The following is a 13,702-nucleotide window of genomic DNA, read 5'->3' as shown; positions in this document are numbered from 1 at the left end:
GTACTGTGATAGATCTGTTCCCGACACAAAGGGGAGCTGATTTGGTGTTGTGGTCATGTACTGTGATAGATCTGTGCCCCACATAAAAGGGATCTGATTTGGTGCTGTAGTCAGGTAATTTTCTTTAGCTGATAGCTAGCTCGATCGGTCCCCTCTCCCTGTGGGAGAGGGTTAGGGTGAGGGGCCTAGTTGCGATACAGTACCTTGATGATGTGATAGCCGAACTGGGTTTTCACCGGGCCATAGGGCTTGAGCAACGGGATGCTGAACACCGCCTTATCGAAGGCTGCGACCATAGTCCCCTTGTTGAACTCACCCAGGGAGCCGCCGTTGCGCTTGGACGGGCAGCTCGAGTATTTGCGCGCCAGCGTATCAAAGCTGACGCCGCGCTTGAGTTTGGCCAACAGCTCGTTGGCCAGTGTTTCGTTATCCACCAGAATGTGCAGGGCACTAGCGGTCTTTGCCATCTTGATTTCCAATTAGTCGTGTAGAATTTGCCGCCATTATACCTGTTAAATCTGAGCGGCGCTTTCTGCTACAATCCTTCTCCCCCGCACACCAATATTGAGCAATAAAGCGCCATGCGATTAAACCCCAGCCAACAACAAGCCGTCGAATTCGTTACCGGGCCTTGCCTGGTGCTGGCCGGTGCCGGTTCCGGCAAAACGCGTGTGATCACCAATAAAATTGCCCACCTGATCCACCAATGTGGCTATCAGGCCCGGCATATTGCCGCCGTAACCTTCACCAACAAAGCGGCGCGTGAGATGAAAGAGCGTGTGGCGCAAACCATGGGGCGCAAAGAGTCACGTGGCCTGATGATCTCCACCTTCCATACGCTGGGGCTGGAAGTGATCAAACGCGAATATGCCGCGTTGGGGATGAAGTCCAACTTCTCGCTGTTTGACGATCAAGACCAACTCGCGTTGTTGAAAGAACTGACTGAGAAGTGGCTGGAAAACGACAAGACTCTGGTAGCACAGCTGATCTCGACCATTTCCAACTGGAAGAACGATCTGGTGGATCCGCAGCGGGCAATGGGGCTGGCGCGCTCCGAGCGGGACAAACTGTTCGCCCACTGCTACGGGCTGTATCACGACCACATGAGGGCCTGTAACGTCCTGGATTTTGACGATCTGATCCTGCTGCCCACCTTGTTGCTACAGCGTAATGAGGAGGTGCGTGAGCGCTGGCAGAACCGTATCCGCTACCTGCTGGTGGATGAATATCAGGACACCAACACCAGCCAGTACGAACTGGTGAAACTGCTGGTGGGTAACCGCGCACGCTTTACCGTGGTGGGGGATGACGATCAGTCGATCTACTCCTGGCGTGGAGCACGTCCACAGAACCTGGTACTGCTAAAGGAAGATTTCCCGGCGTTACAGGTGATCAAGCTGGAGCAGAACTACCGTTCCAGCGAACGTATTTTGAAGGCCGCCAATATCCTGATTGCCAACAACCCGCACGTCTTTGAAAAACGCCTGTTCTCCGAACTGGGTTACGGCGAAGAGTTGAAGGTGGTCACGGCCAACAATGAAGATCACGAGGCCGAGCGGGTGGTGGGGGAACTGATCGCCCATCACTTTGTGAAGAAAACCAACTACGGCGACTATGCGATCCTCTATCGCGGTAACCACCAGTCGCGGCTGTTTGAAAAAATGCTGATGCAGAACCGCATTCCGTACAAGATTTCTGGCGGCACGTCGTTCTTCTCGCGCCCGGAAATCAAGGATTTGCTGGCTTATCTGCGGGTTTTGACCAACCAGGATGACGACAGTGCCTTCCTGCGTATCGTCAATACGCCGAAGCGGGAAATCGGCCCGGCGACGCTGCAAAAGTTGGGGGAGTGGGCCAATCAGCGTAACAAGAGCCTGTTCCGCGCCAGCTTCGATCTTGGCCTGGGCCAGTATCTGACCGGCCGGGGGCTGGAGTCTTTGCAGCGTTTCACCCACTGGATGGAAGGGATCATCCAGATGGTGGAGCGTGAGCCGGTGGCAGCGGTGCGCGATCTGATCCGCGGCATCGACTATGAAAGCTGGCTGTTTGAAACCTCGCCCAGCCCGAAAGCGGCCGAAATGCGTATGAAAAACGTCAACACGCTGTTTGGCTGGATGACCGAGATGCTGGAAGGCAACGATCTGGACGAACCGATGACGCTGACCCAGGTGGTCACGCGCTTTACGTTGCGTGACATGATGGAGCGCGGCGAAAGCGATGAAGAGTTGGATCAGGTGCAGTTGATGACTTTGCATGCTTCCAAGGGATTGGAATTCCCCTATGTGTTCCTGGTGGGGATGGAGGAGGGATTATTGCCGCATCAGAGCAGCATTGACGAGGATAATGTCGATGAGGAGCGGCGTTTGGCCTATGTTGGGATCACTCGTGCCCAGAAAGAGCTGATTTTCACCCTGTGTCGCGAACGTCGCCAATACGGTGAGCTGGTGCGGCCGGAACCCAGCCGTTTCCTGTTGGAACTGCCGCAGGACGATCTGGCTTGGGAGACGGAACGCAAGGTGGTTAGTCCACAGGAGCGGATGGAGAAAGGCCAGAGCCATTTGGCCAGCGTGAAGGCGATGTTGGCCAAGGCCAAGGGCGGTAGCTGAGACTAGTTGCGAAGGCGTCTCAGACCGCTAACAAAAGCCTGCACTGGCTTCCTATATAGGGGCGCTGCATGTGCCCTTTTAAGACTGCTCTTCCAAAAACAGCGGCCAGTGGGCATAGCTCTGCCAGTGGCTTTCCTGATCCAACGCCTCTGCGCGCAGCGGATGTCGCTCTAACCAGCCGTGCGGCAAAATCACATGCAACTCTTCATCGTTTGCACGCAGGCGTACTGCGGGCAGGGTATCGTCACGGCGGCGGCTGGCAAAGATGATGGCCAGACGTAACAGACGACACATGCGCTGTGCCACGCGGGGCGGCACGGCGTTTTGTTGGCTCAGCAGCGCCAGATCGAGGGCATTGCTTTGGTTTTGCAGCAGGGTGGCTAACAGTTTTTTCTGTGCCGGGGTAAAGCCGGGTAAATCAAGATGGCTGACCAGATAGGCGGCGTGTTGAGGAGCCTGTTTGAAATCGACGCTCAGGCCGATTTCGTGGATCAGGCAGGCCGCATGCAGTAGCTCACGACATCGCGTATCCAATTGCCATTCATTGGTGGTCTGCAAACAGAAGTTTGCGGCCAACTGGCTGACGCGTTCGGCCTGCTCGATATCCAGCAGGTAACGGCGTTGCAGATTGCGTAACGTGCGGCTGCGGATATCCTGCTCGACCGGCAGATGCAGCATGCCATACACCAGGCCTTCGCGCAGAGCGCCACCGGCCAGCGTCATGCTTTCGATGCCTAACTCCTGGAAAATGGCCAGCAGTATCGACAGGCCGCTTGGGAACACCAAGGCACGTTCCAACGTCAGCCCTTCGATTTCCAACTCTTCCAGTTTGCCACACTGAATGGCGCGTTGTTTCAACTGCCGCAGCTTGGGCAGGGTAATACGTTCATCCATCCCCTGCGCCACCATGATTTCCTGTAGCGCTTGCACGGTACCTGAGGCGCCGACGCAAATCTGCCAGCCATGTTGACGAAGTTGTGGGGCGATTGGCCGCACCATTTCACGCGCTGCCTGTTCGGCGGCTTCGAAGTTATCCCGCTCCAGATTGCGATCGCTGAAGAAGCGTTCGAGCCAGGTGACACAGCCCATCGAAAGGCTGTACAGCTGCGCGGCCTGCGCCCCTGTACCTACGACCAACTCCGTGCTGCCACCCCCGATATCGACCACCAGACGCCGATCCGGGCCGCCTGTGGTGTGGGCAACGCCGTGGTAAATCAGGCGGGCTTCTTCTTCGCCGCTGATGACCTGAACGGGGCAGCCAAGGATAGTTTCGGCGGTTTGCAGGAATTCGGCCGCGTTATTGGCCAGGCGCAGCGTTGCGGTGGCGACGACTCGAATTTGATCGCGTGGGATATCCTGCAGGCGTTCCGAGAACAGCCGCAGACATTGCCAGCCGCGCTGCATGGCTTCCTGTGACAGGTGATTGTGCTGATCCAGCCCGGCCGCCAGGCGCACTTTGCGCTTGATGCGAGCCAGCGTCTGGATACTGCCAGCCACCTCACGTACCACCAACATATGGAAACTGTTGGAACCCAGATCGATGGCGGCATAGAGGGTGCTGGAACCTGGCATAGTCGTCTATTAGCCCGAACGTTTACGGTTGTTACGTGGCGCACCACCACGACGTGGCGCGGAAGAGTTACGGCGTGGGCCGTTGTTGCCACGTGGGCGCACCAGGCGCTTCGGTGCAGGCAGATCGCTCAGCAGTGCATCGCTGTTGTACTTGCTCACAGGAATGCTGTGGCCCGTATAGGTTTCGATAGCTGGCAGGTTAAGCGCGTACTCTTCACAGGCCAGGCTGATGGAGTGACCGCTTTCGCCCGCGCGGCCAGTACGGCCAATGCGGTGCACGTAGTCTTCGCAGTCGTCCGGCAGATCGTAGTTGAAGACGTGAGTCACCAACGGGATATGCAGGCCGCGTGCGGCGACATCGGTGGCGACCAGGATATCCAGGTTACCCTTGGTGAAGTCGTCCAGAATACGCAGGCGTTTTTTCTGCGCCACGTCGCCGGTCAGCAAGCCTACGCGGTGACCGTCGGCAGCCAGATGGCCCCAGATGTCTTCACAGCGGTGCTTGGTGTTGGCGAAGATGATGCAGCGATCCGGCCACTCTTCCTCGATCAGCGTTTGCAGCAGGCGCATTTTTTCTTCGTTGGAAGGGTAGAACAGCTCTTCCTGAATGCGGTGGCCGGTTTTCTGTTCCGGTTCAACTTCCACATATTCGGCATTGTTCATCTGCTCAAAGGCCAGCTCGCGTACGCGATAGGACAGGGTGGCAGAGAACAGCATGTTCAGGCGTTGATCGACCGCAGGCATGCGGCGGAAGAGCCAGCGGATATCTTTGATAAAGCCCAGGTCGTACATGCGGTCGGCTTCATCAAGCACCACAACCTGGATCGCACCCAGATCGATATAATTTTGTTTGGCGTAGTCGATTAAACGGCCGGTGGTCCCCACCAGGATATCTACGCCGCTTTCCAGCACTTTCAGCTGTTTGTCATAGCCATCGCCGCCGTAGGCCAGGCCAAGTTTCAACCCGGTAGACTGCGACAGAGCTTCTGCATCGGAATGGATCTGCACTGCCAGTTCACGCGTAGGCGCCATGATCAAGGCGCGCGGCTGGTTGGTCTGGCGACCTTCTTTCGCCGGGTGGGACAGCAAATAGTGAAAAGTAGACGCTAAAAATGCCAGCGTCTTTCCGGTACCGGTTTGCGCCTGACCTGCAACGTCGCGCCCACTGAGGGTGAGCGGCAATGCTAACGCCTGGATGGGCGTGCAGTTGTGAAACCCTTTTTTCTCAAGGGCTTCAAGGACTAACGGGTGCAGGGCGAAGTCGGAAAACTTCTGTTCGGTCAAGTGTGTTTTGCTCATAGTGTGGTAGAATATCAGCTAACTATTGCTTTACGAAAGCATATCCGTTGAAATAAAAGCGGTGAAATAAAATCACCTGAGTTGGTTTGATGCTACACCAACAAGGTAGACCTAATCCTGTGGAGTAGAACATGAGCGATAAAATTATTCACCTGACTGACGACAGCTTCGATTCCGATGTGCTGAAAGCCGAAGGGCCAATCCTGGTCGATTTCTGGGCTGAATGGTGTGGTCCGTGCAAGATGATTGCTCCGATCCTCGACGAGATTGCCGAAGAGTTCGCCGGCAAGTTGACCATTACCAAACTGAACATCGATCAAAACCCGGCTACCGCGCCTAAATACGGCATCCGCGGTATCCCGACGCTGTTGTTGTTCAAGAACGGTGAAGTGGCAGCGACCAAGGTCGGCGCGCTGTCCAAGGGCCAGCTCAAAGAGTTCCTGGACGCGAATCTGTAATTAGGGCGGGAAGCCCCGTGACGGGCGTCTGGAGGGGGATTTTCATTCACCGCTAGACGCCTGCCAAGAAGCGTGTTAAGTTTAACCATACTGCATTCTGAACTTGCCATAAGTATTAAATCTAAAGAGTCTGAATCTAAGCATTACTCTACGTTGAACCATCGGCACTAGCATTTTACTGTGAACCGAGCCCGTGTTTTGACGATCAAGCGGTTTTACAAAAAAATCAGTTTTAAGGCACCTTCGATCTTAAACCGTCAGCGTGTGCGCCCCAGCTAAGCCATTTCTTACTGCGGCGGCCCAGCAGCCCGGCGATCGAACGTCCAGTAACAGGCACGCATACCCTATGAATTTCACGTTGTAGCTTGAAAGGTTATGGGTATAACACGCTGCCATACCATTCACGATACTAGTTCGAGACACACCCCGAGTTTAAGAACCCCCACTATGAATCTTACCGAATTAAAGAATACGCCGGTTTCTGAGCTGATTACTCTCGGCGAAAATATGGGGCTGGAAAACCTGGCCCGCCTGCGCAAACAGGACATTATCTTCTCTATACTCAAGCAACATGCGAAAAGCGGAGAAGATATCTTCGGTGATGGCGTGCTGGAGATATTGCAGGATGGATTTGGTTTCCTCCGTTCCGGAGACAGTTCCTACCTCGCAGGCCCCGACGATATCTACGTTTCTCCCAGCCAAATCCGCCGCTTCAACCTCCGCACAGGTGACACCATTTCCGGTAAGATTCGTCCGCCAAAAGAAGGCGAGCGCTATTTTGCCCTGTTGAAAGTTAACGAAGTCAACTACGACAAACCGGAAAACGCCCGTAACAAGATCCTGTTCGAAAACCTGACGCCGCTGCACGCCAACTCACGTTTGCGTATGGAGCGCGGCAACGGCTCTACCGAAGATCTGACGGCTCGCGTACTGGATCTGGCAGCGCCAATCGGTCGTGGCCAGCGTGGCCTGATTGTGGCACCGCCGAAAGCCGGTAAAACCATGCTGCTGCAAAACATTGCGCAGAGCATCGCATACAACCATCCAGACTGCGTGCTGATGGTGCTGTTGATCGACGAACGTCCGGAAGAAGTGACCGAGATGCAACGTCTGGTAAAAGGCGAAGTCATCGCTTCTACCTTTGACGAACCCGCATCCCGCCACGTACAGGTTGCCGAAATGGTGATCGAGAAGGCCAAGCGCCTGGTCGAACACAAAAAAGACGTGATCATCCTGCTGGACTCCATCACCCGTCTGGCGCGTGCCTACAACACCGTAGTACCTGCCTCAGGCAAAGTGCTGACCGGTGGTGTGGATGCCAACGCCCTGCATCGTCCGAAGCGCTTCTTCGGTGCGGCTCGTAACGTTGAGGAAGGCGGCAGCCTGACCATCATCGCTACCGCACTGGTCGATACCGGTTCGAAGATGGACGAAGTGATCTACGAAGAGTTTAAAGGTACGGGTAACATGGAACTGCATCTGGCGCGTAAAATCGCCGAGAAGCGCGTGTTCCCAGCGATCGATTACAACCGTTCCGGTACGCGTAAAGAAGAGTTGCTCACCACCTCTGAAGAACTGCAGAAGATGTGGATCCTGCGCAAGATCATTCACCCAATGGGCGAGATCGATGCGATGGAGTTCCTCATTAACAAGTTGGCGATGACCAAAACCAACGACGAATTCTTCGACATGATGAAACGCTCATAAAGAAGTAAAATATTCGAGGAACGCCACGCCTAGTCGTGGCGTTTTTTGCTTTTGGCGGATACGATAAGTAACAGTAAAGGAAAGTAAGTTATTTTTGTGACTTATTGAGAACTTATCTTATTTACGCCTGTTTTTTGCGTTAATGCGTTGAAGCAAGACACGTTTTGGGCATTGATAAGTGTCTATGTCATAGGAAATGACTGAAAGGTCGCTTGGTCATGTGGCGCGGTTTTTTACCCATGTTAAGCTGCCTCATCTTCTTCAGAGATTTGTTAACCGTGAACTTACTCACCATGAGTACTGAAATTCTTTTTGTTTTTCTATTTTCTCTGGCTTTTATATTTGTTGCTCGCAAGGCAGCAAAACCTATTGGTTTGGTTGATAAGCCTAATTATCGCAAACGTCATCAGGGGCTGATCCCGCTGGTGGGTGGGATTTCTGTTTACGCTGGCATCTGCTTTGCCTTCCTGATCACCGACCAGACGATTGTGCACAGCAAACTCTATCTCACCTGCGCGGGTGTCCTGGTATTTGTCGGGGCGCTGGACGATCGCTTCGATATTAGCGTCAAGATCCGCGCCACCATTCAGGCGCTGGTCGGCATTGCCATGATGGTGTTTGCCGGTCTTTATCTGCGCAGCCTCGGCTATGTGTTTGGTGGCTGGGAAATGCAGTTGGGGCCGTTTGGCTATTTGGTGACGCTGTTTGCCGTTTGGGCGGCGATTAACGCCTTTAACATGGTCGACGGTATCGACGGCCTGCTCGGCGGTCTCTCTTGCGTCTCGTTCGGCGCGATGGGGATCCTGTTGTATCAAGGTGGCCATAGCGACCTTGCCTTCTGGTGCTTCGCCATGCTGGCGGCCATCGTTCCCTATATTCTGCTCAACCTCGGCATCCTTGGCCGTCGCTATAAAGTTTTTATGGGCGACGCCGGCAGTACGCTGATCGGTTTTACCGCCATCTGGCTGCTGGTGCAAAGCTCGCAAGGGCCAAATCATCCGATCAAGCCGGTCACCGCGCTGTGGATTATCGCCATCCCGCTGATGGATATGATTGCCATCATGTACCGCCGTCTGCGTAAGGGCATGAGCCCGTTCTCGCCAGACCGTCAACACATCCACCATTTGATTATGCGCGCGGGCTTTACGCCTCGTCAGGCCTTTGTGCTCATCACCTTGGCCGCAGCGCTGTTGGCGGCGATTGGCGTGATAGGCGAACGCCTGACTTTCATACCTGAATGGTTTATGTTGGCATTATTCTTGCTTGCATTCTTCTTCTATGGCTATTGCATTAAACGTGCATGGCGGGTCGCGCGCTATATCAAACGTCTCAAGCGCCGCCTGCGAAATGCAACGAACAATAAGCAAGTACCTTAACCTGAGGCTTTAGGGCAGTGATGAATCCTGAAACAACGTCTGACAAGAATACCCCGGTGGTCGATAACGAACTCGATATCCGCGGTCTATGCTGCACCCTGTGGCGCGGCAAAAAATGGATTATCGGTTTCGCGGTGTTGTTTGCTGCTGTCGCGCTGATCGTTTCCTACCTGGTGAAACAGGAGTGGAGCGCCACGGCGATCACCGATAAGCCAACGGTGAATGCGCTGGGGGGATATTACTCTCAGCAGCAGTTCCTGCGTAACCTGGATCAGCGCACGCTGCCTGCGGTTGCCAGCGATCAGCCAGGCATCGCCGATGAAGCCTATAATGAATTTATCATGCAGCTCGCCGCCTATGACACGCGTCGTGATTTCTGGCTGCAAAGCGATTACTACAAACAGCGCCAGGAAGGGGATGCCCGTGCCGATGCGGCGTTGCTTGATGACCTGATTAACAATATCCAGTTCACGCCGCGCGACGACAAAAAAGTGCTTAATGACAGCGTGAAACTGACCGCCGAAACTGCGCCAGACTCCAACCATCTGCTGCGTCAGTATGTTGCCTTTGCCAGCCACCGTGCGGCGCAGCATCTGAATGAAGAGATCCAGGGAGCCTGGGCGGCGCGTACCACCTCGATGAGTGCACAGGTCAAACGCCAGGAAGCGGTAGCCGATGCGGTGTATCAGCGTGAGCTCAAGACCGTGCAGCAGGCGCTGAAAATCGCCGAACAGCAGGGGATTAGCCGTACGCAGACCGATACGCCAGCCGAACAACTGCCAGACTCCGATCTGTTCCTGTTGGGCAAACCCATGCTGCAGGCGCGCCTGGAAGGTTTACAGGCTTCCGGCCCGGCTTACGATGTGAGTTACGATCAGAATCGGGCCATGCTGGCAACTTTGAACGTCGGCCCGACGTTGGATGCCAAATTCCAGACCTACCGCTATTTACGTACGCCGGAAGAGCCGGTGAAACGTGATAGCCCACGCCGGGTATTCTGGCTGATTATGTGGGGCGCAATCGGTGGCCTGATTGGTGCGGGCGTTGCCTTGGTACGCCGGCCACGTAGTTAATCAATAATATAATAATTTCGCTGTTGGGCACTGAGTGCCCAACTTTGCAGGTTCGCCTGCACTTCACCGACCAAAAGAGATTCGCTGTGAAAGTGTTGACTGTTTTTGGCACCAGACCGGAAGCCATCAAAATGGCACCTCTGGTACATGCTCTGGCTCAGGATGATGCCTTTGAGTCAAGAGTCTGCGTTACGGCACAGCATCGCGAGATGCTGGATCAGGTACTGCGTTTGTTTGAAATCGTACCGGATTACGACCTGAATATTATGAAACCGGGCCAGGGGCTGAGTGAAATCACCTGCCGCATTCTGGAAGGGATCAAAGGCGTACTGGAGGACTTCAAGCCGGACGTGGTGTTGGTTCACGGTGACACGACGACCACCATGGCGACCAGCCTGGCGGCGTTTTATCAGCGTATCCCGGTGGGGCATGTGGAAGCGGGTCTGCGTACCGGTAATCTCTATTCTCCGTGGCCTGAAGAGGCCAACCGCAAGTTGACGGGGCATTTGGCGATGTATCATTTCTCGCCAACCGAAAATTCACGGCAGAACCTGTTACGTGAATCGCTGCGGGACGACCATATTTTCGTCACGGGTAACACCGTGATCGATGCGTTGCTGTGGGTGCGCGACCGCATCATGCACAACCCAGAGCTGCGCAGCAGCCTTGACCAGCGTTATCCTTTCCTGGATGCCAACAAAAAGCTGATCCTGGTGACTGGGCACCGCCGCGAAAGCTTCGGCGGTGGGTTCGAGCGCATCTGTAGCGCCTTGGCCGAGATTGCCCGTCAGCATCCTGATGTGCAGGTGGTGTATCCAGTGCACCTCAATCCGAACGTCAGTGAGCCGGTTAACCGTATTTTGAAGGGGATCGATAACATCATTCTGATCGATCCGCAGGATTACCTGCCGTTTGTCTATCTGATGACGCGATCTTATCTGATCCTGACCGACTCGGGCGGCATTCAGGAAGAGGCGCCATCGCTGGGTAAACCGGTGTTGGTGATGCGTGATACCACCGAGCGGCCAGAAGCGGTAGATGCCGGCACGGTACAGCTGGTGGGAACGGACGTAGCTAAAATTGTTGATGCGGTAACCCGGTTATTGACAGACGAAGGCGAATACCACGCCATGAGCCGGGCGCATAACCCGTACGGTGACGGGCATGCCTGCCAACGTATCCTAGAAGCTTTAAAGAATCATCAGGTGACACTATGAGTTTTAACACTATTTCAGTTATTGGCCTGGGCTATATCGGTTTGCCAACGGCGGCGGCGTTTGCTTCCCGCAAGAAAAAAGTGGTGGGCGTAGATGTTAACCAGCACGCGGTAGATACCATTAACCGTGGTGCCATCCACATCGTCGAACCTGATTTGGATCGCGTGGTAAAAGAAGCGGTAGAAGGCGGTTATCTGCAGGCGGTAACTAAACCGCTGGCGGCCGATGCGTTCCTGATCGCCGTACCCACGCCGTTCAAAGGGGATCACGAACCCGATCTGGCCTATGTTGAAGCCGCTGCCAAGTCATTGGCACCGGTACTGAAAAAAGGCGACCTGGTGATCCTGGAGTCTACTTCACCGGTGGGCGCTACTGAGCAGATGGCACTGTGGCTGGCAGAGGCGCGTAGCGATCTGAGTTTCCCGCAGGATGCCGGTGAGCAGGCCGACGTGAACATTGCCTACTGCCCTGAGCGCGTGCTGCCTGGGCAGGTAATGGTTGAGCTGATCCAGAATGACCGCGTGATTGGCGGGATGACGCCAAAATGCTCCGAGCGCGCTAGCGCGCTGTACAAGATTTTCCTCGAAGGTGAGTGTGTGATCACCAACTCGCGCACCGCCGAGATGTGCAAACTGACGGAAAACAGCTTCCGCGACGTTAACATCGCGTTTGCCAACGAGCTTTCGCTGATCTGTGCCGAACAAGGCATTAACGTATGGGAACTGATCCGCCTGGCCAACCGCCACCCGCGCGTCAACATTCTGCAGCCTGGCCCAGGCGTGGGCGGGCACTGTATCGCCGTTGATCCTTGGTTCATCGTGGCGCAGAACCCGCAACAGGCTCGTCTGATCCATACTGCGCGCCTGGTTAACGACGGCAAACCGCTCTGGGTGGTCGATCAAGTCAAGGCAGCCGTGGCAGATTGCCTGGCGGCCACCAACAAGCGCGCTTCTGAAGTGAAAATTGCCTGCTTCGGTTTGGCGTTCAAACCCAATATCGACGACCTGCGTGAAAGCCCGGCGGTTGAAGTGGCTCACCTGATTGCCGATTGGCACGTGGGTGAAACCCTGGCGGTCGAGCCTAACGTTGAGCAACTGCCGAAGTCACTGGCGGGCCACGTTACGCTGAAAAAACTGCCTGAGGCCTTACAGCAGGCGGATGTGATCGTGATGCTGGTCGATCATAAAGAATTCAAGGCCATCAGGCCGGAAGAGATTAAGCAGTCCTGGATCGTGGACACCAAAGGAGTTTGGCGTTGAAACGTATTTTGGTCACCGGCGGGGCAGGATTTATCGGCTCTGCCGTAGTAAGACATATCATCGAGGGGACCCGCGACAGCGTGGTGGTGGTTGATAAGCTCACCTATGCCGGTAACCTGGAGTCGCTGGCGGGTGTGGCGGACAACGAGCGCTATGCTTTCGAGCAGGTAGATATCTGCGACCGTGCCGCACTGGACCGCGTATTTGCGCAGTACCAGCCGGATTTCGTGATGCACCTGGCGGCAGAAAGCCACGTTGACCGCTCGATCGACGGCCCGGCGGCCTTTATCGAAACCAACATCGTGGGCACTTACACCATGCTGGAGGCTGCCCGTCATTATTGGCAGGCGCTGGCGGCAGAGAAAAAGCAGGCTTTCCGTTTCCATCATATCTCTACCGATGAAGTGTACGGCGACCTGCACGGCACCGACGATCTGTTTACCGAAACCACGCCTTACGCGCCAAGCAGCCCGTATTCTGCCTCCAAGGCCTCGAGCGACCACCTGGTGCGCGCCTGGCTGCGTACCTACGGTTTCCCCACCGTCGTGACCAACTGTTCCAACAACTACGGCCCTTACCACTTCCCAGAGAAGCTGGTGCCGCTGGTGATCCTTAATGCCATCTCCGGCAAACCGCTGCCGGTCTACGGCGACGGGGCGCAGGTGCGTGACTGGCTGTTTGTGGAAGACCATGCGCGGGCGTTATATCAGGTGGTGACAGAAGGTGTGATTGGGGAAACCTATAACATCGGCGGCCACAACGAACGCAAAAATATCGAAGTGGTACAGACCATCTGCGATCTGCTGGAAGAGCTGGCACCGAACAAACCGCAGGGCGTGGCGAAATATCGCGATCTGATCACCTACGTTAAAGATCGCCCTGGTCACGATATGCGCTATGCCATCGACGCGGGCAAAATTGAACGTGAACTGGGTTGGCGCCCACAGGAAACTTTTGAAAGCGGCATCCGCAAGACGGTTTCCTGGTATCTGAACAATGAAACCTGGTGGCGCCGAGTGCAAGACGGGTCTTATGCCGGGGAACGTTTGGGCTTAAGCCAGTAATACCCTTCATCTTTCAGGCCACAGCGTTGTTGGTTGTGACTCGAAATCTATTGGGTATGTTTACTTAACGT

Annotated in this window: 11 protein-coding genes; 8 read left to right on the top strand and 3 right to left on the bottom strand. The window is 55.1% G+C overall.

Annotated elements, in window-relative coordinates; all coding sequences use genetic code 11:
* Nucleotides 1-185 precede the first annotated feature (185 nt).
* The gene (gene ppiC, locus N6G83_RS40915) at nucleotides 186-467 is read right to left on the bottom strand and encodes a peptidylprolyl isomerase PpiC (protein WP_021181563.1); all 282 of its coding nucleotides are present in this window, start codon (nucleotides 465-467) and stop codon (nucleotides 186-188) included.
* A 114-nt stretch (nucleotides 468-581) separates the two neighbouring features.
* On the opposite strand from ppiC, the gene rep reads away from it, so the two are divergent.
* Entirely contained in the window at nucleotides 582-2,606 is a 2,025-nt protein-coding gene (rep, locus tag N6G83_RS40910) for a DNA helicase Rep (RefSeq protein WP_024527799.1), read from the top strand.
* Nucleotides 2,607-2,684: 78 nt separating this feature from the next.
* Here the strand turns inward: rep and ppx are convergent, their stop codons facing one another.
* On the bottom strand, nucleotides 2,685-4,178 hold the full coding sequence (ppx, locus tag N6G83_RS40905; protein WP_065684894.1) for an exopolyphosphatase: 1,494 nt from the start codon (nucleotides 4,176-4,178) through the stop codon (nucleotides 2,685-2,687).
* A 9-nt stretch (nucleotides 4,179-4,187) separates the two neighbouring features.
* On the bottom strand, nucleotides 4,188-5,477 hold the full coding sequence (gene rhlB / locus N6G83_RS40900; protein ID WP_024484189.1) for an ATP-dependent RNA helicase RhlB: 1,290 nt from the start codon (nucleotides 5,475-5,477) through the stop codon (nucleotides 4,188-4,190).
* A 131-nt stretch (nucleotides 5,478-5,608) separates the two neighbouring features.
* Here rhlB and trxA point away from each other — a divergent pair, with 131 nt between their 5' ends.
* The 7 genes from trxA (at nucleotide 5,609) to rffG (ending at nucleotide 13,631) form a co-directional block, all read left to right on the top strand.
* Nucleotides 5,609-5,935: a thioredoxin TrxA gene (gene trxA, locus N6G83_RS40895; RefSeq protein ID WP_024484188.1), complete on the top strand. Its 327-nt coding sequence runs from the start codon at nucleotides 5,609-5,611 to the stop codon at nucleotides 5,933-5,935.
* A 447-nt stretch (nucleotides 5,936-6,382) separates the two neighbouring features.
* Entirely contained in the window at nucleotides 6,383-7,642 is a 1,260-nt protein-coding gene (rho, locus tag N6G83_RS40890) for a transcription termination factor Rho (RefSeq protein ID WP_021181558.1), read from the top strand.
* A 278-nt stretch (nucleotides 7,643-7,920) separates the two neighbouring features.
* Complete coding sequence (wecA, locus tag N6G83_RS40885) at nucleotides 7,921-9,018, top strand: UDP-N-acetylglucosamine--undecaprenyl-phosphate N-acetylglucosaminephosphotransferase (RefSeq protein WP_024527801.1); 1,098 nt, start codon at nucleotides 7,921-7,923, stop codon at nucleotides 9,016-9,018.
* A 20-nt stretch (nucleotides 9,019-9,038) separates the two neighbouring features.
* Nucleotides 9,039-10,091 carry an ECA polysaccharide chain length modulation protein gene (gene wzzE / locus N6G83_RS40880; RefSeq protein ID WP_021181556.1) on the top strand — a complete coding sequence of 351 codons (1,053 nt, stop codon included), beginning with the start codon at nucleotides 9,039-9,041 and terminating at the stop codon, nucleotides 10,089-10,091.
* 86 nt (nucleotides 10,092-10,177) lie between these two features.
* Entirely contained in the window at nucleotides 10,178-11,308 is a 1,131-nt protein-coding gene (gene wecB / locus N6G83_RS40875) for a non-hydrolyzing UDP-N-acetylglucosamine 2-epimerase (protein ID WP_024527803.1), read from the top strand.
* The gene (wecC, locus tag N6G83_RS40870) at nucleotides 11,305-12,567 is read left to right on the top strand and encodes a UDP-N-acetyl-D-mannosamine dehydrogenase (RefSeq protein WP_024484184.1); all 1,263 of its coding nucleotides are present in this window, start codon (nucleotides 11,305-11,307) and stop codon (nucleotides 12,565-12,567) included. The genes wecB and wecC overlap by 4 nt, the downstream gene beginning before the upstream one ends.
* A complete protein-coding gene (rffG, locus tag N6G83_RS40865; protein ID WP_037434473.1) occupies nucleotides 12,564-13,631 on the top strand; it encodes a dTDP-glucose 4,6-dehydratase in 1,068 nt (355 codons plus the stop codon). The genes wecC and rffG overlap by 4 nt, the downstream gene beginning before the upstream one ends.
* Nucleotides 13,632-13,702: the final 71 nt, after the last annotated feature.

This window comes from Serratia sp. PL7 (assembly GCF_945957435.1).
The sequence above is the reverse complement of the archived record's forward strand: the minus strand, read 5'-3'. Positions and strand labels throughout refer to the sequence as shown.

Coding starts and splice junctions, on each gene's coding strand:
- ppiC (WP_021181563.1), bottom strand. CDS start 467: ATGGCAAAGACCGCTAGTGCCCTGCACATTCTGGTGGATAACGAAACA.
- trxA (WP_024484188.1), top strand. CDS start 5,609: ATGAGCGATAAAATTATTCACCTGACTGACGACAGCTTCGATTCCGAT.
- rhlB (WP_024484189.1), bottom strand. CDS start 5,477: ATGAGCAAAACACACTTGACCGAACAGAAGTTTTCCGACTTCGCCCTG.
- rho (WP_021181558.1), top strand. CDS start 6,383: ATGAATCTTACCGAATTAAAGAATACGCCGGTTTCTGAGCTGATTACT.
- rep (WP_024527799.1), top strand. CDS start 582: ATGCGATTAAACCCCAGCCAACAACAAGCCGTCGAATTCGTTACCGGG.
- wzzE (WP_021181556.1), top strand. CDS start 9,039: ATGAATCCTGAAACAACGTCTGACAAGAATACCCCGGTGGTCGATAAC.
- ppx (WP_065684894.1), bottom strand. CDS start 4,178: ATGCCAGGTTCCAGCACCCTCTATGCCGCCATCGATCTGGGTTCCAAC.
- wecC (WP_024484184.1), top strand. CDS start 11,305: ATGAGTTTTAACACTATTTCAGTTATTGGCCTGGGCTATATCGGTTTG.